At 60.7% G+C, this 24489-nt stretch carries 16 protein-coding genes; 4 read left to right on the plus strand and 12 right to left on the minus strand.

Going from position 1 to position 24489, the window contains the following annotated elements; translation table 11 throughout:
- Positions 1-23: 23 nt before the first annotated feature.
- From JOE29_RS18125 to JOE29_RS18150, 6 genes are read right to left on the minus strand one after another with little or no spacing between them, the layout of a single operon-like run.
- A complete protein-coding gene (locus JOE29_RS18125) occupies positions 24-1034 on the minus strand; it encodes a chemotaxis response regulator protein-glutamate methylesterase (RefSeq protein WP_210079736.1) in 1011 nt (336 codons plus the stop codon).
- Positions 1031-3382, minus strand: a complete 2352-nt coding sequence (locus JOE29_RS18130; RefSeq protein WP_057405580.1) for a hybrid sensor histidine kinase/response regulator — start codon at positions 3380-3382, stop codon at positions 1031-1033. The genes JOE29_RS18125 and JOE29_RS18130 overlap by 4 nt, the downstream gene beginning before the upstream one ends.
- Positions 3379-4068 (minus strand): chemotaxis protein CheW, encoded by a 690-nt coding sequence (locus tag JOE29_RS18135; RefSeq protein ID WP_003391161.1) that lies wholly within the window; start codon positions 4066-4068, stop codon positions 3379-3381. Before JOE29_RS18135 ends, JOE29_RS18130 begins: the two co-directional genes overlap by 4 nt.
- Entirely contained in the window at positions 4068-5348 is a 1281-nt protein-coding gene (locus JOE29_RS18140; RefSeq protein WP_024683839.1) for a CheR family methyltransferase, read from the minus strand. The genes JOE29_RS18135 and JOE29_RS18140 overlap by 1 nt, the downstream gene beginning before the upstream one ends.
- A complete protein-coding gene (locus tag JOE29_RS18145) occupies positions 5345-5881 on the minus strand; it encodes a chemotaxis protein CheW (protein WP_003314250.1) in 537 nt (178 codons plus the stop codon). The genes JOE29_RS18140 and JOE29_RS18145 overlap by 4 nt, the downstream gene beginning before the upstream one ends.
- A gap of 7 nt (positions 5882-5888) precedes the next feature.
- Positions 5889-7511 (minus strand): methyl-accepting chemotaxis protein, encoded by a 1623-nt coding sequence (locus JOE29_RS18150; protein ID WP_057405582.1) that lies wholly within the window; start codon positions 7509-7511, stop codon positions 5889-5891.
- 297 nt (positions 7512-7808) lie between these two features.
- On the opposite strand from JOE29_RS18150, the gene JOE29_RS18155 reads away from it, so the two are divergent.
- Positions 7809-13769, plus strand: coding sequence for an NEL domain-containing protein (locus JOE29_RS18155; RefSeq protein ID WP_210079737.1), 5961 nt, complete (start codon positions 7809-7811; stop codon positions 13767-13769).
- A gap of 58 nt (positions 13770-13827) precedes the next feature.
- Here the strand turns inward: JOE29_RS18155 and JOE29_RS18160 are convergent, their stop codons facing one another.
- The gene (locus JOE29_RS18160; protein WP_103692940.1) at positions 13828-14574 is read right to left on the minus strand and encodes a tellurite resistance TerB family protein; all 747 of its coding nucleotides are present in this window, start codon (positions 14572-14574) and stop codon (positions 13828-13830) included.
- Between the two features lie 298 nt (positions 14575-14872).
- On the opposite strand from JOE29_RS18160, the gene JOE29_RS18165 reads away from it, so the two are divergent.
- Positions 14873-16960: a response regulator gene (locus JOE29_RS18165; protein WP_029572926.1), complete on the plus strand. Its 2088-nt coding sequence runs from the start codon at positions 14873-14875 to the stop codon at positions 16958-16960.
- A 61-nt stretch (positions 16961-17021) separates the two neighbouring features.
- Here JOE29_RS18165 and JOE29_RS18170 read toward each other — a convergent pair whose 3' ends face one another.
- The 3 genes from JOE29_RS18170 to JOE29_RS18180 form a co-directional block, all read right to left on the minus strand.
- On the minus strand, positions 17022-18128 hold the full coding sequence (locus tag JOE29_RS18170) for an NADH:flavin oxidoreductase/NADH oxidase (protein WP_003391177.1): 1107 nt from the start codon (positions 18126-18128) through the stop codon (positions 17022-17024).
- Between the two features lie 112 nt (positions 18129-18240).
- Entirely contained in the window at positions 18241-19956 is a 1716-nt protein-coding gene (gene recJ, locus JOE29_RS18175) for a single-stranded-DNA-specific exonuclease RecJ (RefSeq protein ID WP_099315257.1), read from the minus strand.
- Positions 19957-20018: 62 nt separating this feature from the next.
- On the minus strand, positions 20019-20561 hold the full coding sequence (locus JOE29_RS18180) for a YaeQ family protein (protein WP_003314240.1): 543 nt from the start codon (positions 20559-20561) through the stop codon (positions 20019-20021).
- A 325-nt stretch (positions 20562-20886) separates the two neighbouring features.
- Between JOE29_RS18180 and JOE29_RS18185 the strand changes: the two genes are divergently transcribed.
- On the plus strand, positions 20887-21726 hold the full coding sequence (locus tag JOE29_RS18185; RefSeq protein ID WP_181004348.1) for a TIGR02285 family protein: 840 nt from the start codon (positions 20887-20889) through the stop codon (positions 21724-21726).
- Positions 21727-21897: 171 nt separating this feature from the next.
- Here the strand turns inward: JOE29_RS18185 and JOE29_RS18190 are convergent, their stop codons facing one another.
- Positions 21898-22194: a DUF3509 domain-containing protein gene (locus JOE29_RS18190; protein ID WP_003314237.1), complete on the minus strand. Its 297-nt coding sequence runs from the start codon at positions 22192-22194 to the stop codon at positions 21898-21900.
- A gap of 289 nt (positions 22195-22483) precedes the next feature.
- On the opposite strand from JOE29_RS18190, the gene JOE29_RS18195 reads away from it, so the two are divergent.
- Complete coding sequence (locus JOE29_RS18195; RefSeq protein WP_057405593.1) at positions 22484-23146, plus strand: response regulator transcription factor; 663 nt, start codon at positions 22484-22486, stop codon at positions 23144-23146.
- Here JOE29_RS18195 and JOE29_RS18200 read toward each other — a convergent pair.
- Complete coding sequence (locus JOE29_RS18200; RefSeq protein WP_044311842.1) at positions 23119-24480, minus strand: EAL domain-containing response regulator; 1362 nt, start codon at positions 24478-24480, stop codon at positions 23119-23121. The two genes, JOE29_RS18195 and JOE29_RS18200, sit on opposite strands and share 28 nt — an antisense overlap.
- Between the last annotated feature and the right edge of the window lie 9 nt (positions 24481-24489).

Genomic DNA, 24489 nt, shown 5'->3' on the forward strand with positions numbered 1-24489 from the left:
TGCCGCTGAGTTCAGCACTGCAGTCATTGAGTAAATACCTCGATCAAGCGAGGTGCTATGGCGGGCAACGGACAGATTTCCACGGCAGCATCAATGGCTGCGGCAGCCTTGGGCATGCCATACACAGCAGAACTGGCCTGATCCTGAGCGATGGTCAGAAACCCCCGCTCTCGCATGGCCTTGAGTCCCTGTGCACCGTCGCGCCCCATCCCGGTCAGCAGAACGCCGACCGCCTCGCCATTCCAATAACGCGTAACGCTCTCGAAAAACACATCGATCGAGGGCCTGTAAACTTCATTCACCGGCTCCGCCGTGTACGCCAGCGTGCCGTCCTTGAGCAATCGAATATGATGATTGGTGCCCGCCAGCAACACCACACCCGGCTGTGGCGTTTCACCTTCCCTTGCCAGACGCACCGGCAGGCCGGAGGCGGAGCTCAACCAGTCGGCCATACCGGCGGCGAAGACCTGATCGACATGCTGCACAAGGACGATCGCCGCCGGGAAGCTCACCGGAAGCCCCTTGAGCAGAATCTCCAGCGCCGCAGGCCCGCCCGCCGAGGAGCCGATCGCCACGAGCCGGTCACGTCTGGACGGCGCGGCCCGCGGTGCAGCCGCGACACGTTCAACGCCGACACGCTGGCCGATCAGCCAGTCGATATTGAGGATCTTGCGCAGCAGGGGCGCCGCCGCCTCTTTTGGATTGGGACCGCCAATGGCCGGCGTGTCCACCACATCAAGCGCGCCGTGCCCCATCGCTTCGAACACGCGGCGCATGTTCTGCTCGCGGTCGACGGTCACGATGACGATAGCGCAGGGTGTTTCGGCCATGATCCGGCGCGTGGCTTCCACGCCGTCCATCACCGGCATGATCAGGTCCATCAGGATCAGATCCGGGGTATGCTCGACGCAACGCTGCACGGCGTCGGCACCATTGGACGCCACCCAGATGATCTGATGCGCGGGCTCGAACGCCAGCGCACGGCGCAGGGCTTCGATGGCCATGGGCATATCGTTGACGATGGCAATCTTCATCCTTGCGCGTCTCCTATCAATTCGACGACAGCGTCGAGCAAGGCATCATCGTGAAAACTGGCCTTGGCCAGGTAATAATCGGCGCCGGCGTCCAGGCCGCGACGCCGGTCTTCTTCGCGGTCCTTGTAGGACACGACCATGACCGGCAAGGACTGCAAGCGGGTATCGCGGCGCAACAGGGTCACCAGCTCGATACCGTCCATACGCGGCATGTCGATGTCGGTAATCAGCAGGTCGAAGTCCTCGGCGCGCAGGGCGTTCCAGCCGTCCATTCCGTCCACGGCCACCGACACCTGGTAGCCGCGACTGAGCAGCAGCTTGCGTTCCAGTTCGCGCACGGTCAACGAATCATCGACCACCAGCACGCGCTTGCGTGATACCTGGTCTACCTGGCGATTGCGTCGATCAATGCGTTCCAGGCGGCCGGTATTCAGCAGTTTTTCCACCGAGCGCAGCATGTCTTCGACATCGATGATCAGCACCACCGAACCGTCGTCGAGCAAAGCCCCTGCCGACACGTCCTGCACCTTGCCCAGGCGCGTATCGAGCGGCATCACCACCAGCGTACGCTCACCAATGAAGCGTTCGACGGCGACGCCATAAACCGCATCGCGCTCGCGAATCACCACGACCTTGAGCGTCTCTCCGGCCTTCTGCGCAGGCGGCCGGTTCAGCAATTGAGTGGCCGAGACCAGGCCTACATGGCGCTCTTCATCCCAGAAATGCTGACGCCCTTCCAACTGCAGAATGTCGTCAGGCTGCAGGTCGCGCATACGTTCGATATGAGCCAGCGGAAAGGCGTAGGCTTCACCACCCACTTCCACGACCAGACTGCGCACCACTGAAAGCGTCAGCGGCATTTCAATTCTGAAGCGACTGCCCTCGCCCGCCCATTGCTGCAGCTCGACGCTGCCGTGCATCTGGCGAACCATATGCTGCACGGCATCGAGGCCGACACCACGGCCGGAAATCTGCGTGACCTTGTCGCGCATGCTGAAGCCCGGCAGGAACAGAAAACTCAGCAGTTCTTCCTCGCTCAACTGCGCAGCGGTCTCGGCAGGCGAAAGCTTGCGGTCGACGATACTCTGGCGCACACGTTCAAGGTCCACGCCGCCACCGTCATCGCTCAACTCAACGACCAGCAAGCCGGCCTGATGCGAGGCCTGCAGACGAATCAGGCCTTCCGGATCCTTACCGGACGCCACGCGCTGCTCGGGCGATTCGATGCCATGGTCCACGGCGTTGCGCAATAAATGGGTCAGTGGTGCATCGAGCTTTTCCAGCACATCGCGATCGACCTGCGTCTTCTCGCCTTCGATCTGCAAGCGGACCTGTTTGCCCAGCTCACGCCCGAGGTCGCGGACCATGCGCGCCTGGCCGTTCAGCACATCGGCGAAAGGCCGCATGCGGCAGGCCAGTGCTGTGTCGTATAACAGTTGCGCACGTTGTGCCGACTGCCAGCCGAATTCATCCAGCTCGGCAGTGTGCCGGGCCAACACCTGCTGCGCCTGGGACAAGAGGTTGCGTGCGTCTTCCAGGGCTTTTTGCACATCGGCCGAAGGACCTTCCTCGCCAAAACTGGCGCCCAGCACTTCCAGCGCACGGTCGCTGCTGCTTTGCAGACGCTTGAGCCGCTGCATACCGGCCAGCAGCGGTTTGAGGCGCTGAGTCTCGACCAGCGATTTGCTGGACATGTCCAGCAACCCGTTGAGGCGCTCGGCAGTGACTCGCAACACACGCTCGCCACCTTCGGCCACACGCCGTTCACGCAATGGCGTGAACGGCGCTTCAGGTTCCGGCATGACGGCTGGTTGAGCGGGCGCAGGCGATGCTGCGACCAAGGGCTCGGGCACAGCCGCACCGCTGGAAGTCTCAAGCTGAAGCATCGCGCTGGCGAGCAAAGCGTCCGAGGCCGGGTCTGACAGCGGCGTGCTCACCGTGCGTGCTGCGCCAGCGCCGGAAGTCAGCAACGTATTGAGCCTTTCGACATAACTGTCGATATCAGGCTGACCAATACTGTCGCTGCCTGGCGTGGCGATACGCATCAACAGATCGGTCCCCGACAGCAGCGCGTCGATGTGCTCGGCCTGAAGCAGCAGACGGCCTTCCTGGGCGCTGACCAGGCAGTCTTCCATGACATGCGCGACGCTCACGCCGAAATCGACGCCGACAATACGCGCTGCGCCCTTGAGCGAATGAGCGGCCCGCATGCAGGCTTCCAGCTGATCCGCCTGGGTCGGGTTACGTTCGAGTGCCAGCAGGCCCGCACTCAGTACCTGGGTCTGCGCGTCGGCTTCCAGCGTGAACAGTTCGAACAGCGAGGCGTCACGCATTTGATCTGGCGTCATGTGAGGCTCCGATACACCGCCGACAACAACTCATCTTCGTCCAGCCAGCGCAGGCTGCGGCCCTTCCATTGCAGGACGCCACGAGTGAAACGGGCATTGGCGTGCGAGCCGGACGCCGAAGCGGCTTCCAGCTCGCGCTCGTCAATGGCGTGAATGCCGTCCACCTCGTCGACCGGCACCACCACAGGGCCGCCTTCGGCGCTCAAGATCAGCATGCGCGGCACAACACGCGTAGACGGGGTGCTCACCGCTGTGCTGTCCAGCCCGAGCAGCTCGACCAGTGAGATGCACGCTACCAGAGCGCCGCGTACATTGGCGACACCCAGCAACGCACGCGAGCGCTGGTGTGGCAGTGAATGGATGGTCTGGCTGGGGGCGACTTCCGAGAGGCAGCGCGACGCCAGCCCCAGCCACTCTTCGCCAAGACGGAATACCAGAATCGAGCGGGTCTCGAGGTCGCGCAGCAACACCGAGCCCTGAAAATGTTCATGCGACTCCTGGGCCAGCGAATAGCGGTCCAGCAGTCGGGTGGCGGCGGCAGAATAAACCGCGCAGTTGCGGCAGTGGATGTGCTCTGCAAGCAGCGGGCAGGAGCGATCGCCATGAATGCCGATGCGGTTCCAGCAATCATCGATATCCTGGGCCTGATCATGGGTCAGACTGGAAAAACCGGACACGCCCGTCATCAGTGGTTTCCTTGTTTATTCGCGCCACGCGCAGCGCGGTCCTGCAAGCGGCGCGCGCCGGCAGTGTCACCCTGGGCCGCCAGCAATGCCGCCAGTTGGGCCAGCGACTCGGAGTGCTGCGGTTGCAGATACAGCGCCTTGCGATAGAAGCCCTGCGCCTGTGGCACACGGCCCTCCACTTCACTGAGCAGACCCAGCCAGTAAAACACCTGCGCGACCGGCTCATGCTGTTGCAGGTAACGCTCGCATGCAGCCCGCGCTTCGGCAGTTTTGCCTTCGTTGGCCAGCCCCGCAATCTTGTCGAGCACTGCCGACACCTCGCTATTGGCCTGCGCAGCGACTGGTTTTGCAATAGGCGCAAATGCAGCTGATGTGCGCGGCGCAGGTCGTGGCGCGACCGCTCTGGCAGGCGCCTCGACGACAGGACGCGGGGCAACGGGTGCAGCGACCTGTTTTGGCGCCGGGGCCGGCACCGCCGCATCGACGGGCGCGTGCCGAAAAGCGAATGACTGAGCGATCCCCGTCGAGCGCATGCCGATAGCGGCCAGCAGATTGCCCTCCGCCGGACCGATAAACAGCAGGCCGTCTTCGCGGGTCAGTTGTTTGAGCACCTTGAACACATGTTGCTGGGTCTGTCGATCGAAATAGATCACCAGATTGCGGCAAAAAACGATGTCATAGGCCACGTGCGAGGCGAGTTTTGGGTCCAGCAGGTTGCCCGGCTGAAAACTCACACAGGCGCGCACACTGTCAGCGATTTCAAAGCCGTCAGCGACCGGATTGAAATACCGCTCGCGATAACTGATGTCGCTGCCACGGAAGGAGTTTTTCCCGTAAACGCCGTGCTCGGCCTTGGCAATCGAAACAGGGCTGATATCGATGGCATCGACCTTGAATTGCCTGGCGTCGACCCCGGCGTCGAATAACGCCATGGCGATGGAATATGGCTCCTCACCGGTCGAGCACGGCAGGCTGAGAATGCGCAAGGGGCGCGCACCGGCAAGGCTGGCGATACGCTCACGGGCCAGCATGCCCAGGCTGAGAAACGATTCGGGATAACGAAAGAACCAGGTCTCGGGAACGATCACCGCCTCGATCAGCGCCTGCTGCTCCTGTGGCGACGAGACCAGAAGATGCCAGTAGGCATCGCTGTCAGCGCAGTGGGCGGCCGCCGCCCGCTGCCGCAGGGCGCGCTCGATAATAGCCTCGCCGACGGACGTCACATCCAGGCCGATACGCTCCTTGAGAAAGCTGAAGAAGCGCGAATCATCCACCTTCATTGCGCGTCCTCAAGCAATTCGAGGTCAATCGGCGGCACCGGGTACAACAACTCGCGGACCGGCTCGCTCAACAGCTCGTGGACATGAATCCACTGCAACAGGCCCTGCTCATCCTCACGCACCGGCCCCAAGTAAGGTGACAAGCGATTGTCCAGCCCGTACGCCTTGAACTGCGCAACAGGGCAGCGCAGCGTCTCGGTGGCCTGTTCCAGAATCAGCCCCAGCAACTGCGCCGGGTGCGCGTCGTCGTAGCGATAATGCACCAGCACCATGCGCGTACTGGTCCGCGAGCGGGCCGGTTGACCGGAATTCAGCGCACTGATGTCGATCACCGGGACGATCTCGCCGCGGTGGGCAAAGATTCCCGCCACCCAGTGTGGTGCCTGGGCAATCGCCTTGAGTTTTACCCGCGGCAGAATTTCAGCGATCTCGGTCGCGTCCAGTGCATAGCGGTCTTCGCCGATGCAAAACAGCAGAAAGAGCTTGCTGGCGGTCAGTGGCGTGCCATTGCGCCTCGGCGATTGATCGCTCATTGATCCTTCAGACCTTGAAACGCGAAACGCCACTGCGCAGCCCGACCGCGACCTGACTCAACTCGTCGATGGCGAAACTGGCTTGACGCAGTGAGTCGACGGTCTGGCTGCTGGCATCCGCCAGTTGCACCAGCGCCTGGTTGATCTGTTCGGCGCCGGTGGCCTGGGCCTGCATGCCTTCGTTGACCATCAGCACACGGGGTGCCAACGCCTGAACCTGATGAATGATCTGCGACAATTGCTCGCCGACCTGAGTGACCTCGAACATGCCGCGGCGCACCTCTTCGGAAAACTTGTCCATACCCATCACGCCAGCAGACACCGCCGACTGGATTTCCCGCACCATCTGCTCGATGTCATACGTGGCAACGGCAGTCTGGTCGGCCAGGCGACGCACCTCGGTGGCCACCACTGCAAAACCGCGACCGTACTCACCGGCCTTCTCGGCCTCGATGGCGGCATTGAGCGACAGCAGGTTGGTCTGGTCGGCGACCTTGACGATAGTGACGACGACCTGATTGATGTTGCCGGCCTTCTCGTTGAGGATCGCCAGCTTGGCGTTGACCAGATTGGCAGCGCCCATCACCTGATGCATGGTGTCTTCCATGCGTGCCAGGCCCTGCTGACCGGAGCCGGCGAGAATCGACGCCTGGTCTGCCGCCGAAGTGACTTCGGTCATGGTCCGCACCAGGTCCCGCGAGGTAGCGGCGATTTCCCGCGACGTAGCGCCGATCTCGGTGGTGGTTGCAGCGGTTTCGGTGGCGGTGGCCTGCTGCTGACGTGACGTTGCAGCGATCTCGGTGACCGAGGTAGTGACCTGTACCGAGGAGCGCTGCGCCTGCGCAACCAGCGCGGTGAGCTCGGTGACCATGTCGTTGAAACCGGTCTCGACCGCATTGAACTCGTCCTTGCGCGACAGGCTCAGACGGGTGCTCAAATCCCCCTTGCGCATGACGTCCAGGATACTCACGATCAATTGCATTGGCGCCATGATCGAACGCATCAGTAACAGACCGCAGGCCGCAGCCGCCAGCACAGCAACCAACAGCGACAGGATCATGCTGATCTTGGCCGCCAGCACGGCGTTGACAATGTTGGTGGTGGCCTGATCAGCCAGCTGTTTGTTGGCCACGATAAGCTCATTGAGCTGCTTGCGGCCGGCGAGCCAGACCGGGTTGACATCGCCATAGAACTCGGCACGCGCGCCTGCGTAGTCGCCGCGATCGTACTTGGCGTGAACCTCGGCGAGCATGCGCGAATAAGCTTCGCGGCGCTTTTCGAAAAGCGCGAAGCTGTCTCTGTCTGAATCATCGAAAATGGACTTCTTGTAGCCGTCCATCTGGGCCTGCAGGTTTTCGTCAAAGCCCTGAAACTGGTCTCGTTCCTGCTTGGTCAGCGGCCGCCCCTGCCCTTCGGCAATCAGCTCCAGCGTGCGGATGTAACTCTCGCCCCAGGCACTGCGCACCAAGGTGCTGTAGTAGACACCGGGCAACGCATCGAGACGTACATCTTCCTCGCTGGACTCGATGGACAACAACCGTGAATAAGATACAACGACCATCAGTAGCATGATTGCGATGATGACGGCGAAACTCGCCAGAATCCGTTGGCGCAAGGTCCAGTTCTTCACAGTCAGCCCTCAAGAGTTCAACGACGGCGTCGGGCCGTGTTCAAGAAGCGGACCGACGGACGGTCCAAACGGCGTGAGTATAGCCCAGCCGTCAAACGTTACATGGGTAATACAAAATGAAGTCACGGCCGCTATCGAACGCCGCTCTTTCACCCTTCTTCATGTCTTGTCGGCCATCGCGACCACTACTTGAGCAATGGCCTTCAGAAACAGCGAGAGTACATAGATAGTTAGCACTTGCACGGCAAGTCGCGGCCGTAAGCTTTGTCGCCTGTTCATTCACGACAAGGCACTTAAATGCTGGATCTATCTCTGTCGGGCAAGGCTCCTGAGCTCCCGCATCTGCAACTGATAAAAGACAAATCCCCCGAGTGGCTGCTTCACGCAGCGCCGGCAACCCATGCAACCTTGCGCAAAGCCCTTCGGCGCCCGTTGCGATGGCTGGCAGGCGCACGTAAGTCCAGCCCTGATCAGCTCGCCGAGCTGCAGCGCCTGTATGCCGAGCATCGCAAGTACGAACAACAGGTTCGTCCGACGCTGGACAGTCTGTCGACGCTGGAGAACTTCGCAAGGCCCCTGCTGACAGCTGCCATCAAGGATCGCTTCGGGCTGGAAGTGGACGTCGCCAACACCTGGCTGTTCCACGCCAGCCGTGCACGGGTCGACCAATCATTCAATACGGCATCCAGAGACCCGATAACGCAGGCAAACATTGCCCTGAGGGCGTCGACCCAGAGCCTGCTAAAGGCCGCATTGCAGAATTTCGAAGCCTGGGAAACAGCTCCGGGCGCAATGGACTCCAGCACCGGCATCAAGGCCCAGGTGTTCTCTTCGTTCGACATCATCGGCCAACAGATCAGCGGCACGTCCTTGCCGATTCCCCCGACCGGCTTTGCGGCGCTGTGCCGTGAGCTGGATCTGGGCGGCCAATATCAGGCGCATATCCAGGCCGCCTTCAGCAGGCCTTCGACACCCGACGAAGCGGCAGACGCTGCGGCATCGAGACTGCGCCAGAGCTTCATGCAACTGGAAGCATCGTCGATCCGGCTGCAGTTGCAGATTGCGTCATTGCAACAGCTGATCAGCCGGGGTTTGCAAGGCGCCTTACTGGAGCTTCTCGACGGCAAACAGCATGTCCGACTCGATAACCGGCCGGTCAGTTGCAGCGTACTGTGCCTGGGCGATATCGAACTAACCGGTATTCTGGTGATTGGCAAAGACCGGGAGATGGCCACGCAGACAGAACGGATTGTGGTGTATATCCCGGATGATCCGGTTGCGCCGCTGAAGGAGTACGACTCGGTCGAAGTGTTTATAAACGCATTGCGCGACCGGATGTTCATTAACGGCTACCTGAACTTCTTCATGCGCTTCATACCTGCGCGCCATCGAAGTGCCTTGTTTGAAAAGTTGTCCGAGCGCCTGCACCCCAAAGTCAAGAAAGGCGGCATTTTCGAGCGTCAGTGGCTGGAGCGTGAGGCGGACAGAAACGCCCGACTCGACCTGAGAGAAACCGTGCTGCAAGGTCCGCTGCTGGACAACCTGCACGAGCGCAAACGCGCAGCCTTGCGCGACGACGCACTGTTTCATGGTGTGCCTACTGCGGCACAGGACCAGAAGACCTTCGATGAGCGCGTGCAGTACTTCATGGACACCGCCTTCAATGTTCTGAATATTGCAGGCTTCGTGGTTCCGGTATTGGGCGAGGTGATGATGGCGGTCACCGCTATCCAGCTGGCTCACGAAGTGTATGAGGGCGTGGAGAGCTGGGCCAGGGACGAGAAGCAGCAGGCGTTCGCCTACCTGTTCGATGTGGTCGAGAACGTTGCGCTGATATCGGCGCTTGGCGCTGCGGCGACGAGCGCAGCAGGCATCCCGGCGGTACAGGCGCCCGAATTCGTGAACAGCCTCAAGCCCGTGGATTTGCCGGGCGGCATGACCCGCCTGTGGAAGCCTGATCTGACCCCCTTTGCCCATGACATCGTCCTGCCCAAGGGTCTGCAGCCCGACGCTACAGGCCTGTACACATGGCAGGGTAAACAATGGTTGCCACTTGAAGGACGCACCTATTCGGTCAGCTCTGCCGCCAACGGCGACGGTTACCTGATCGAGCATCCGACCCGCGTGGACAGCTACCGGCCCGCCTTGCGACACAACGGCGCCGGAGCATGGCTGCATGAGCTCGATCAGCCGCTGGCGATGGAAGGACTGAACCTGTTTCGACGGCTGGGCTATTCCAGCGATACGTTTTCCGACAGCACCGCCAGGCGCATCGTCAATGTCAGCAACACGCCTGAATCGGTGATGCGCGAGGCACTGACCGATCAGCGTCGCCCTCCCGCATTGCTTGAGGACACTGCGCGCCGGTTCCAACTGGACCAGGAGATCGAGCGTTGCATAGAGCAACTGGAAACCAACGATGTAAACGCGGCGGCACCGCTTCAACTTGAACTGCTGAGCCAGGACCGTGGCTGGCCGGGCAATCGCGCGCTGGTGCTGGTGGATGCCGAGGGCCAAAAGCTCCAGACATTCGCCCCGGCGTACCAGCCGGTCGCGGCTGACACCCTCGACATCACTGTACATGCCGATCAGCCGGATGCCCTGCGTCAGGTGCTGGAAAAGCTCAGCAACAACGAAATCCGCACCCTGCTCAATGAAGAGTTCGGCGCAGGTCAGCTTGGCATGTCACCGCGACTGATCACGCTACGGGCGCAATTGGCGGCACGCGCCCGCGTCACCAGAGGCTGGCTGTTCGAGTCCCGTTACCGCGCATTGAACGTTGCCGAGGCGGACGGAGCGCAAACTTTGCAGAAGGCATTTCCCGGCCTGCCACCTTTGGTCGCTCAGGAGCTGGCCAGCCACGCCTCGTCGGCAGAGCGACTGCAACTGACGACGGAACGCCGTGTGCCACTGCCCATTGCCGAAGAGGCCAGCGCCTATTTACAACAAGTGAGGCTGGCGCGGGCCTATGAGGGGCTTTATCTGACCTCGGTCTCCAGCGCCGACAGCGACTGTCTAGCGTTGCACAGCCTTGAAGCCCTGCCGCAATGGCCTGCACAGGTCAGGCTTGAGGTCCATAACCGGTATTTCGGTGGCCGTTTGATCGACAGCATTGGCCCGACGGATGCGCCGGTACGCAAAGTGCTGATCAAGGACGGCAATCGCTACGAAACCCGTGACGCCGACGACCGGCACCTGCACGGGCTCGACGATCTTTACTCGTCCGTGCTGCACGCCCTGCCCGATGCCGAGCGCAACCAATTGGGCTTTGCCCACCCCGGCCAGGGTCAGGCGCTGGCAGCGCTGATCCAGGAAAACCCCCTGCCCCGCCGGCACCTCGCGCCATTGCTGAACATGCAGGCGATCAAGCCAGGCACGAAATCTCCCATGCGCCTGGCCGACGGTCGCCTTGGCTATCCGTTAAGCGGCGGCGCCAGGGTCGACTGGCACATGACCGACGAGAGCCTGCTGGACAAGATCCGCATGCTTGAACTGGAAGACGCGTTTCCCGACGACATTCTCAACCGCCTGCGCCACACCGGCTGGGACAACAGAACCATTGATGCGCGCCTCAACGACCTGCTGGGCGAGCAAATGCTGTTGCGCGCAAGTCTCGATGCCTGGGCTTATGAATCCGTGGCAATGCCCGCTATGAGTCAGACTCATATAGACAGTCGCAGGCGTCTCAACGACGCGATCTGGAGCCACTGGCGCCTCAACAATCTCCCCGAGATAGGACGCACGCTTGAGCCGCTGCGCCTGCAGCAGGTCTCGTTGAGTGACTTTCCGCGACATCTGCCGGATTTCTTCTTCAGCCGCGTTACTGCGCTGCATCTGGAAAACATAGCGGTCGAGCCGGACGCAATTGACCTGGCGCCTGCCGGCATGAACCTGCCCCGGCAACTGAACAACAGCGCCGAACTGGGAGTCTTCCTGCAACGCTTCCCGCATACCCGTGCACTGAACCTGGTCAGTGAGCCATCTGCAGGGCTCGCCCCCGAGACCTCGGTCTTTTTCAACCTGCCTCAACAAGTGTCCCGTGTGCTGCCACAACTGACCGAACTGGGGTTGATCAACCAGGGGATTTTTCTGGATCAGGCGCAGATGAATCATTTACGCAACATGCCCGGCCTGAGGATGCTGGACCTCAGTGGCAATCGACTGATAAGCGTATTGCCCATGGACCTGAGCTGGCTGCACCTCGATCGGCTGGTGCTGGAGCGGGTCGGCATGCACCGCTGGCCGTCCTGGTTGACCGACATGATCCCCAACAACATCCGCGAACTGTCGGTGGCCCACAACAACCTGACGGAACTGCCCGGGTGGATCCTCGACAATCCCCCCAGCGCAGAGCATCGAACCGTGATTGACTTGCGCGGCAACGCCTTGTCCCGACACACCGCAATACACGCACGTATCAACGAAGCGGTCGCTGGCAGTTCCTTCAGTTTTGTCATGGACACTCCGCTTGCCGTGAGGGCCGCTGTAAACAGGCAATTGACACAAGGCGCCGAACTATTTGCCGCCGTTGATCAGTGGACGCATGCCTCCAGCTCAATGGCCGCACCGAGCGAGCAGCTCATCGAATCGCGCCGTCAGATCGGCAGGATCCTGATCAATCACTGGCGAACCTTCAGCCTGGGACAAATCCACAGCCCCCTGCGCCTTGCAGACATTGCGTTGACCGACTTTCCGCGCCAACTGCCGGATTTCTTTTATCGCCAGGTACGCTATCTGCATCTGAGCAGAATCACCGGCACGGCCGCTGATCTTGATCAACTGTTGCGCCGCATGACTGACCTGACCTCGCTGGAATTGAACGGGCATGTCGCGCCCCTGCTGCAACTGCCACCGGCACTGCTCGAGCTTCGATCACTTCGTTCGCTATCGCTGATGGATCAGGGAATGCTGGTCGATCAACAGCACATCGATTTCTTCGGCCGGATTGCCACGCTTGAGCGGCTGGAACTGGATGGCAACCGGATAGGCGTCATCAACAACCTGAACAGCCTCGGTGGCACAGCGTTCAACTGGCTATCACTGAACAATGCAGGGCTGGTCGAATGGCCAACCTGGGTGGAGAGCATGGTGCCGGCGCAAATCAGGACACTGTCGCTGGAGGGCAATCTGATCAGCGAATTGCCAGAGCACATACTCGCCAATCCCGGCAGCGAGTTTGCGCACACGGAAATAAGCCTGCTGAGCAATCCGCTTTCCGACGACACCATGCGGCGGGCGCATTTGTCGGAGCGTTATGGACGCTCATTCACTTTCGACATGGACCTGCCGCCCGAACTCAGCGCAATGGACTGGACGGAACACCATGATTCGGACTCATCGATATCAGATTACGAGTCATCAGAGGACAGCCGGGCAGCGACTCCGGAACCCGTCACGGTAGAGCCCTGGCTGGACGACAGCAACCCGTTGAGCACCGGACGGCGCGAGATTTGGGAGCAACTGGAAGCGAGAGAGCACACCCGCCACCTGCTCGACCTGATCGATTCGCTGCGTCACAGCGCCGATTATCGCAACATCGCCAGCCGTGCAGCGCTGCGCGAACGCGTCTGGCGAGTACTGGCGACCGTGAGTGAGGACCCTCAACTGGCACTGACCCTCAACGCCATCGCCGAGGAACCGCTCAGGCTGTTTCATCACAACGACACTTGCTCGGACGGCATCCTTCTGGAATTTAACCAGATGGAGGTGCTGGTGTTCATCCGCCAGTCGTTGCAGGACGTCGTAACGGAGCAGCGTGGAGCCCTGTTGTATCGACTGACCGTGCGGCTGTATCGCCTGTCGGAGCTGGATGTCGCAGCCCGCGAACAGGCCGGAAACCGTGATGAAGCCGAGGTACGTCTGGCGTATCGCACGCACTGGGCCAGCACGCTGGACTTGCCCGTGCCGCCGGAAGGCATGATGTACCCGGCCCACGCCGCCATCAGGCCGGGGGAGTTCGAGACGGCACTGCTTCGTGTGCAAAGCGGTGAACGCGGCGAGCCCTTCCTGCGCTTTGCCGGGCAGCAGGATTACTGGATCAACTACTTGCGCGAAACCCACTCTGGACGCTTCGAAGCACTCGAACGTAACTACAGGACTGAACTGCATCGACTCACCGACGAGTTCGAGCAACGCAATATCAGCCTTGACGACCCGGAATACGAAGGACGGATTCTAGAATTTGAAGCCACATTCAAAGAGCAGCAGACAGCGCTGATCAGGGAGCTGACCAACGCCGAAGGAATGGAACATCATTGATCGATCGAGTTGCCTGGCACGCAATGCGTGCCAGGCAGCCGGCGGCCGGAGCGCCAGTTTACTGAGCGTTCCGCACCTGGCCTTCCAGCTCGGTCTTGAGGCCGGGTTCCAGCTTCAACTGCCGCGCCAACTCATCAAGGTAGGCGCGTTCCATGAAGTGCTCTTCATCCACCAGCATCACACTGGCAATGTACATCTCCGCAGCCATTTCCGGCGTGGTCGCGGCCCGGGCCACCTCGGCCGGGTCCAGCGGCTTGTTCAACTCGGCATGAAGCCACTGCTGAAGCGTCTGATCGTTGTTCAGCTTGGTGAACTCTCCCTCGATCAGTTCGCGCTCGCGCTCATCGACATGGCCATCGGCCTTTGCGGCGGCGACCAGTGCGCGCAGGATCGCCTGGCTGTGCTGCTCGGCTTCAGCCTCGGGCAGCCGGTCGATGGTTTGCGGTTCGCGCTGAGCGGTGAGTCCCTGACTGGCCTGCCAGTTGTTGTACGCCTTGTAAGCCAGTACCCCCAGCGCCGCCAGACCTCCGTAGGTCAGCACCTTGCCGCCCATCCCGCGTGAGCGTTTGCCGCGCAGAAGGCTCATGGCACCTGCGGCCAGCGCACCACCACCGGCGCCAGATAGCAGACTGCCCAATCCATTCTGGGAAACGCCCTGCCCTTTGCCACCGCCAAGCAGGCTGCCGAGACCGTTGATCAGTGAATCGCTGCCCGACGATTGCTTGCCGGATTTGCCTTTGTTCTTGTCCTGCAACATGCTTTGTCCGGACTTGAGCAATTGATCGAGTAAACCACGCGTATTCACAGGAAGCCTCCTACAAGGTTTGTCAGATAGTTCATTGACCAACAACTTGAAGAGAAGTCACTGCCTGGCTATTACCGGTTTGCTTCCGGATGTTACGGCTAAAAGCACTACCCGTTCGTCAATCTGCCCCGCGCGACAGCGAAATGCATGAAACCCGTACCTGTAGCAAAGAGTCAATAATGTACAAGCTGCAGGTAAAAGCAGGTATGCAAACCCTTTTCTGAATTGACCCAATACACACTTACATTCATATGAATGCCATTGCACTCCGATTCAGATTTTCAGGAGTTTGTCTGACGTGACATCGCCCACTGGTTTCCCGACCGCCAACGGCAAAGCCGCCGGGATTATTCGATCCAGGGACTGGAGCCAGACACCACTCGGACCGATCGAACACTGGCCGGTATCGCTGAAAAACACCCTGAATCTGATCCTTAATTCCCCGGAGTCGATGTACCTGCTCTGGGGGCCGGAGCTGGTGTTTTTCCACAACGACGCCTATACCCCGATCCTCGGACCGCGCAAGGACAACGCCATCGGTGCGCTGATCCCGGATCTGTGGGCAGACGTATGGGATCAGGTCGCGCCGCTGGTGATCGATGCGTTCGCCGGCAAGCCCTGCCGCTACACGGATATGCCGCTGAGCATGGCGCGCTACGGCGAGATCGAACAGACATGGTGGTCATTCTCGTTTTCACCGGTAATCGATGAGCACGGCGTGGTGGTTGGCATGTTCTGCATCACCAACGAAACCACCGCGCATGTCCTCAATCAGCAAGCGCTGCAGGAAAGCGAGCGCAAGCGCCTGAAACTGATCGATGACCTGGTCAACCTGGAACGACAGCAGACCGCCAGACTTGAACAACGCACGCTGGAGCTGGACACGTTTTGGGAGATTTCTCCTGACCCGTTGGCGATACTCGATTTCAACGGTATTTTTCTGCGGGTAAACCCGGCCTGGACAGCGCTGCTGGGCCACCCGGAACACGAGCTGCTGGGCACGTCAATCATGACCCTGCTGCATCCGGATGATGTCAGCAGCACGCAGAACGCCTTGAAACACACCATCAACCACGTACTGCCGCTGTTTGAAAATCGTTACCAGCATGTCGACGGCAGCTACCACTGGTTCGGCTGGACCGCTGCGCCTGGCAATGGAATCATTTTTGCGCTGGGCAAGCACCTGACCCACGAGAAGGACCGCATCAAGGCCCTGCGTATTGCCGAGGAGGCCTTGATTCAATCGCAGAAAATGGAAGCGGTCGGGCAATTGACCGGCGGGCTGGCCCATGACTTCAACAACCTGCTGATGGGCGTCACCGGCAACATGGAGCTGCTGCTGTCGAGGATCAGACAGGAGCGCTTCACTGAACTGGATCGCTACATCAACGCAGCCCTGGAAGGTTCGAGACGCGCGGCATCCCTGACACACCGACTGCTGGCATTCTCGCGCCGTCAGACACTGGCGCCCAAGGCTACGGATATCGACCTGCTGGTCGCGGGCATGGACGAGCTGATCCGGCGCACTGTGGGCCCGGCGATCGACATGCAGGTCAATGCCTCGCACGGGCTGTGGGCGACCCTGGTTGATCCGCATCAACTGGAAAACTCGCTGCTCAACCTGTGCATCAACGCCAAGGACGCCATGCCCGATGGTGGAAAACTGCTGATCCAGACGGGCAACCGTCACCTGACTGCCGCCACTGCGACCAGGTATCAGTTGCCCGCAGGCCGCTACGTGGAACTCTCCGTCAGCGACACCGGCACGGGCATGAGCAACGACGTCATGGCGCGGGCCTTCGACCCGTTCTTTACCACAAAACCGTTAGGCATGGGCACCGGGCTGGGGCTGTCGATGATTTACGGGTTTGCACGGCAGTCAGGCGGCGGCGTGCACATTACCTCGAAGCTGGGTGAGGGTTCGAAGGTCTGCGTTCTGCTGCCGATGCACGAAGGTGAAGCTGAAACGGTGGCCTTCGATGACAGCCCGTTGCAAGTCCCCGCCTCGAGCACCGGCGACGAAACCATTCTGGTTGTCGATGACGAACCCGCGGTGCGCTTGCTCATTGCAGAGTTGCTTGAAGACCTTGGTTATATCGTTTTGCAGGCTGAACGAGGCGCCGATGCGCTGACCATACTGCAGTCCAAAGCGGCCATCGACCTGCTGATTACCGACGTCGGTCTGCCGGGCGGCATGAACGGTCGTCAGGTCGCAGACGCGGCTCGTGACGTCCGGCCCGACCTGAAAATCCTGTTCGTGACCGGTTATGCTGAAAACGCTGTATTGGCGCATGACACGCTCGAGCCGGGCATGCATGTGCTGCCCAAGCCGTTTGCGATTGCCGAACTGATCAGCCGCGTCACCGAGCTGCTGGAAGGCGAGTAACAAAAATGAGCGCCGTGCGGCGCTCATTTGTCGGTATTGCCAGCAGCGAAGCGATTGGCGATCAGTCGCGCAAGTCAGACTCATGAATCGGCTGATCTCGGTGCGTCGCGCGTTGATACTGCGCAGGCCAGGTTGCCAGGCGGCCACCCAGGTCTTCATCGGCGCGCAGAGGCCAGTACGGATCACGCAGTAGCTCACGCGCCAGCAGGATGATATCGGCCTGCCCGGTACGCAGAATGTGCTCTGCCTGCGCCGGATCGGTAATCATGCCCACCGTGCCTGTCGCGATGTCGGACTCCTTGCGAACCCGCTCGGCGAAGCGCGTCTGGTAGCCCGGACCGACCGGAATTTCCGCGTTGGCTGACGTACCGCCCGACGATACATCGATCAGATCGGTCCCGATGGCTTTCAATCGACGCGCCAGCTCGACCGTTTCATCGGCGTTCCAGCCGTCTTCCACCCAGTCGGTGGCGGACACACGAACGAACACCGGCAGCTCTGCAGGCCACACCGCGCGTACGGCTTCGGTGACTTGCAGCGTAAAGCGAATGCGGTTCTCGAATGAACCGCCATACTCGTCGGTACGCTGGTTGCTCAGAGGCGAGAGGAACTGATGCAGCAAATAACCATGGGCGGCGTGAATTTCCACCACTTTGAAGCCCGCCTCCAAGGCACGCCGTGCGGAATCGACAAACGCCTTGATCAACTCCTGAATCTGCGTTTCGCTCAGTTGCACAGGGGTGGTGTGCTGCGGATCGAAAGCAATTGCCGAAGGTCCGACCGGGGTCCAGCCGCCTTCATTCAGGGAAATACTGCCGTGCTTGCCAAGCCACGGGCGCCAGGTGCTGGCCTTGCGGCCGGCGTGCGCCAGCTGGACGCCTGCAACCGCACCCTGAGCGTTGATAAAACGGGTGATACGTTGCAGCGGTTCGATCTGTTCGTCGTTCCACAACCCGAGGTCTTCGGGAGTGATGCGCCCGTCCGGCGTCACCGCCATCGCTTCGGTGATGACCAGGCCGGCGCCGCCAACGGCACGGCTTCCCAAGTGAACCAGGTGCCAGTCATTGGCCAGGCCGTCGACACTGGAATACTGGCACATCGGCGACACTGCGATGCGATTGCGAAGGGTCAATTGGCGCAGGGTATAGGGTTCAAGCAGCAGGCTCATGGCAACCTCTCGTAATGAAAATTCAGGTGTCCAGGTTCCGTTCATTCAAAGAACAGGTTTGGCAGACTGTGTAGTGTCGACAACCCGGTAGCGAGAGGGGTTCCTGCTATCGTCAGCGTGGCGCGATATGCACCACCAGAAGTTGCACGGTTTCGTTGCCGCGAAACTCATTGAGGTCGAGTTTGTAGGCCAGCTCGACCCAGCGAATATTCGGGTTGGGCCAAATATCCCGGTCGACGCCAAACGCAATGCCATCGAGTTTGACGCTGCCGCACTCGGTCTTGAGCACCATCTTCAAGTGACGCTCGCCCACCACTCGCTGCTCGACCAGCTGAAACACGCCGTGGAACAAGGGCTCGGGGAAGTGCTGCCCCCAGGGACCGGCATTGCGCAGCGCGCGGGCCAGTTCCAGATGAAATTCCTCGACGGCCAGCGAGCCGTCGGACAGCAGACGCCCGGTCAGGTCCTGCTCGTCGAGCTGACGACGTACCTCCTGGTCGAACGCTTCGGCAAACGCCGGAAAGTTCTCTTCAGGCAGCGAGAGGCCTGCCGCCATGGCGTGACCACCGAACTTGCTGATCAGATGCGGATGACTGGCCGCCACGGCGTCCAGCGCATCGCGAATGTGAAACCCCGGTACCGAACGGGCCGAACCTTTGAGCACGCCCTCCCCGGCGCTGGCGAACGCGATGGTGGGACGGTGGTAACGTTCCTTGAGCCGCGAAGCAAGGATGCCAATGACACCCTGATGCCACTCGGCGTCGAACAGGCAGAGGCCGAACGGCATCGACTCCAGCGGCAGGTCCTTGAGCTGGGCGAGCGCCTCACGCTGCATGCCCTGCTCGATGGATTTGCGATCCTGGTTCAGCTCGTCCAGTTGCACGGCCATTTCCCGCGCCAGGGTCGGGTCGTCGCAGAGCAGGCACTCAATCCCCAGGCTCATGTCATCCAGGCGCCCCGCCGCGTTCAGGCGTGGCCCGAGAATGAACCCCAGGTCGGTGGAGGTGATGCGCGAAGGCTCACGCCGGGCCACTTCCAGAATGGCGCGCAACCCCGGTCGGGCACGCCCGGCACGAATGCGCATCAGCCCCTGATGGACCAGAATGCGATTGTTGGCATCCAGCGGCACCACATCGGCCACACTGCCCAACGCGACCAGGTCCAGAAGCTCGCCCAGATTGGGCTGGGCACGCTGATTGCTCTCGAACCAGCCGGTGTCGCGCAGACGCGCACGCAAGGCCATCAGTACATAGAAAATGACCCCGACACCGGCCAGCGATTTGCTGGGGAAGGTGCAGCCTGGCTGGTTCGGGTTGACGATGGCGTCTGCGGCAGGAAGCTCATGACCAGGCAAATGGTGATCGGTCACCAGTACCTGCAAGCCGGCCGCCTTGGCCGCCGCCACGCCCTCGACGCTCGAAATGCCGTTATCCACGGTGATCAACAGCTGAGGTTCGCGCTGCAGCGCCACTTCGACGATTTCCGGCGTCAGGCCGTAGCCATATTCGAACCGATTGGGCACCAGATAATCCACATGCGCCGCGCCCAGCAGACGCAGGCCCAGGACACCCACCGTGCTGGCAGTCGCGCCATCGGCGTCGAAATCGCCGACGATCAACATACGCTGGCCCTCGCGCAGCGCAGTGACCAGCAGGTCTACTGCCGCATCGATCCCCTTGAGTTGCTGATAGGGGATCAGCCGCGCCAGGCTTTTGTCCAGTTCGGCCTCGCAGGCCACACCTCGTGCTGCGTACAGACGTGTGAGCAGGGGCGGCAGGTCGCCAAGGAACGGCAAGGTGTCGGGCAATAGACGAGGTTCGATGCGCATGCGGGTCAGCTGATTCTCTTTGCAGTGTCGATGAATGTGATTTCGATCGGAACCGGCGGCTGTCAGCCGCGCTCGCCCGCAAGCCATTGCAACTGGACTTCATGCTGGCCGCGGTCGTCAGTGACGAACACCGTCCCTTCACTGATCATCACATCCCACTTGATGACCCGCGGCATATCCTTGGCCAGCACTTCCAGCACTTCCTGCGGGACGGCGGCGATATTGACGTTTTTCAGGTTCTTGATCGCCGGGATGACCTTGCCTTCCCAGACGCGCAGGCTGCCGTAGGCCAGCAGGCTGGTGCGTTCGGTACGGCGCGAGCACCAGGTCAGTCGGTCGGCGTCCGGCTGGCCCACTTCGATCCAGTGCAGAACCCGGTCATCCAGGCTTTTTTCCCACAGAGCGGGCTCGTCGACATCAGACAGGCCGCGACCGAACGACAACTGTTCGTTGTACCAGAAGGCATAGGCCAGCAGACGCACGGTCATGCGCTCTTCGGTTTCCGAAGGATGGCGGGCGATGGTCTGCTTGACGCTCTCGTACACGCCGCGATCGAGGTCGGTGAGGTTGAGTTCGAATTTGTAGGTCGTGGACGGCTGGGCCATGAACGGGCTTCTAGAGTCTGGAGGGAAGACGGCAAGTCTACCCGATGCCGGGCCTGTGAACGAACTTGCTCGCGCAAGGATGTGTTTGCGCCCCATTTGCAGGACGAACAAAAATCGATAGTTTGAAACAAATTTCTGATACATATCTGTGCTAATGACGATATGCGGCGAGCACCCGGACTCCCAACCGGGGCACCTGAATGTGACGCCACTGGCGCAGCGCCATTCAAAGAGCTGCCAACCCTACCTCAGACTGTTGAACCCTTTTCGAGGATGACACCCGCGAATGCCCCTTCCTGCCTCGTACTGTACAACGGCTCGATTGATGCTCGCCCTGTCGCTGGCTGCCATGCCGTGTGTCAGCCAGGCCAGGGAGACGCTGACCTGGCTGATGCGCGACATCCCTCCTTCGACGATTTTTTCCGGTTCCATGCGCGGGCAAGGAGCAATTGATCAGCTGATGCCCTTGCTGACCGCGCAAATGCCCGAATACGATCATGTGCTGATGCGGGTCAACCGCGCCAGGGCTCTGCAAATGCTGAGCGACAACACGTCTCTCAGTTGTGATCCCACCATGCTGTGGACGGCAGAAAGAGCCAGAACCCTGCTTTTTTCCATACCGATCGGCGCCATCCTCAGCAGCGGTCTGATTGTGCGCAAGGAGGAAATGTCGAAGTTCGAGCCCTACGTCGAGGACGGAAAAATCGACGTCGCGGCCTTGATGGCCAGCCGGACGATCAAATTGGGCATCGTTGCCGAACGCAGCTACGGAGAGATGATCGACCACACGTTGCACGACGTCGATGAGGGCACCCTCGTCCCGCACTACGGTAACGATGCCGTCGGCAGCCTGCTGCAAATGGAGCGTCTGGAGCGTCTGCAAGCCTTTATCAGCTTCTGGCCGGAGGCGCGCTATCATGCCATGCAACAAGGCATAAGGCCGGAGGAACTGGCCTTCTTGCCGATCAAGGGCAATCCTGCATACCAGTTCGTCTACGTCAGCTGCAGCAGCTCGCCCGAGGGCGAGCAGGCCATCGCACTGGTCAACCGCGTGATGCGCGTGCTGCGCGAAACCAGCCTGATGGGCTTTTATGCGCAGTGGCTGGAGCCTGCGCAACGGGCCGGCTACCTGGAGGACGTCAAGGCACTGCTGGACAAGGAATGATCAGACAAAAGAAACCCCGGGCAGAGGGGGACCTGCTCGGGGTAAACATGACCATTGTGGTCAGTACGTCAGCCCTTGATCACCGGAGCACAATGATCAAACCTGACGTAATCGATAGGAGTGCAGCGAACCCGTCAGGTTCCGGTATCGGAGACGTCGGTTAAGCAACTGTTAAGCAAATGATGGAGTGCCGACAAACGTGCGGCTGATTGCAGCATTGCGCATGGCGGCAATGACGCAGGGTTCGATTCGACCCTCCGCAACCATCAGATCGCGGCGCAGACCGTCTACCACGTCGGTGAGCTGACGCTTGTCGCTCAGTTGATCAGCGCCAAATGCGCGTTCGATCACACTGGTGCCCGATTTGTCTTTCAGAGTCACCAGACGTTCGCCCCGAGAGCCGGCCGGGCCAATACTGGCCTGATAGGGAGCCAGCGCTTCGCTTAGCAGTAAGCTGATATTTTCCATCCGGATCACCACTCAACAGTTTGAATGCAAAGGTGCTAACCAATGACCATCGGCGACAGCAGAAAGTTCTTTCTATCGCCGAATCGCAGCACCTGTCTGTCATTTCGAGCATGCCTGTTGAATGTGACAAGGAAAAAACCGGACGCCAATGACAACAGAAAGCGAGCTTGTAGGAAGAATCCAACATAATTTCGCTACGCGTCCTACAAGGTGCCTATGCTCTTGATCACTGCGCTAAACACCTCCAGCGCGTGCAATACCCGTATAGCCTTTTTCACGGAGCCACCTCTTGAGCGAGTCCGCTGATCGCCCGCTGCGGGTCATCGTGGCTGATGACCACCCGATTTTTCTCATCGGCCTGCGCGTCGTCCTGGAGCAGGACAATCTGGCCAGCGTCGTCGCCGAGGCCTGCAATCCGGACGAACTGCTCCAGGCACTCGAACGCCACGCATGCGATGTGCTGGTGACCGACTTCATGATGCCCGTCGAACGGCAGAACGATGGCCTGCGTCTGCTGCAGCGCATCCGCCGGGACTTTCCGACGCTGCCGGTGATCGTTGTCACAACCCTGAGCAATGCCGGACTGTTTCAGTCCATGCTCGACCTGGATGTCCGAGGTCTGTTGAGCAAGGCCAGCCTTGCCGGAGAGCTGCCTGCTGCCATCAAGGGGGTCAGGCGCGGTGAGCTTTTTGTCGCCGATTCGGTACGCAGCGTGCTGAGCGAAGCCCGTCAGCATGGCCCCGATGCGCTACTGCCGGCAGATCGCTTGTCGCCAAGGGAGCTGGAAGTGTTACGCCTGCTCTCGGCGGGCCATACGGTTGGCCAGATCGCTGCGCAACTCAATCGCAGCAAACAGACCGTCAGCGCTCAGAAAGTCGCCGCCATGCGCAAGCTCGGACTGGCCAATGACGCAGCCCTGTTCATTTATTTGCAGGAAAGCGGCATGTCCTGAAGCGGGTCGTCTCTGCAAACGGCGTGCAGGTGGCCGCTGTCACGCTCGGCGACCCAGCGCATGAACGCCGAGGCCGACATCGGGCGAGCGATGAAATACCCTTGAATGGCGGGGTCGCCCAACGCCAGCAGACTGTGGACGTCTTCAATCGTCTCGACACCTTCAACCACGACCGACATCGACAGCCTCTGCGCCATCAGCAAGGCACCGGCCACCACCGCCGATTTACGCGCGTCGTCGGCCATGCCGCGCACGAACTCGGTCGGTATTTTCAGCTCGCTGAAAGGTAATTGCAGAAGACGGTCGATATTCGAGGCGCCCATACCAAAGTCATCGATAGACAACTTGCAGCCCTGCATGCATAACCTCAGCAGGCCTTCGAGCTGCCAGGTTTCCGGGCGCGCGGCGTCCTGCTCGAGAATTTCCAGGGTCAGCGCGGTGGCCGGCACGCCATGACGGGCAAGCGCTTGCGTGATCTGCTCGGCGAAATCCAGCTGTTGCAGCACTTGTGGGTCAATGTTGACGGCAACCGACAGCGCCTTACCCTGCTCGCGCATGGCCTGCGCAGAAAACTGCAGCGCCTGATCAAGCACCCGCCAGGTCAACGCAACGGTGAGTCCTTCAGCCTCGATGGCCTCGATAAATCGCCCGGGTGCCAGCAGGCCGTACACCGGATGCTGCCAGCGAACCAACGCTTCGGCGCCCAGCAACTCGCCCTGCAGACTGACCTTGGGTTGAAAATAGGTGATCCATTGTTCGGCGATGGACGCCACGTCTATCGGTCCGCTGCCGGTCGGGTCAAACAATTCGATGGCGCAAAGAGCGCTGAACGTGCTGCCCGACGCTGCCTGCTCTATACAGTCTGAGCGGCCGGGTCCATACGCCTCGAGCAGCTCGTACAACGCCCCCGCGGAGGCCGGTTTCTGCATGTAGCCCAGAACGTTCAGGCCTTGGGCGAGCGCCAGTTGCGCCACCCCTTCCAACACGCAGGCGGCAGAACAGCTGACAATGATCAGCGCGCGCGCCAGGCCGTTCTCAGCCATGAAGCGGATCAGCTCCAGACCATCAGGCCCTTCCATCTGCAAGTCACAGATCGCGATGTCGACAGGGCCGCGGCTTTGCAGGGAAAGCCTGGCGACCTCGACGCTGTCGGCCGCCAGCACATCGAACACCTGATTGGCGTTGAGCATCTGATGCAGAGCCATCAGTTGGAAAGGATGGTCTTCGAGAATGAGAACCTTGAGTGAGTGCACGATCACGCCTGCGGAGTCAGAGCCATCGGCCCGGGATAACGCCAACTGTAGCTCGTCCCGGACATCCGCCCCATAGGACATGTCCTAAAC

The organism is Pseudomonas sp. PvP009 (genome assembly GCF_017832995.1).
GTDB classification, from domain to species: domain Bacteria; phylum Pseudomonadota; class Gammaproteobacteria; order Pseudomonadales; family Pseudomonadaceae; genus Aquipseudomonas; species Aquipseudomonas syringae.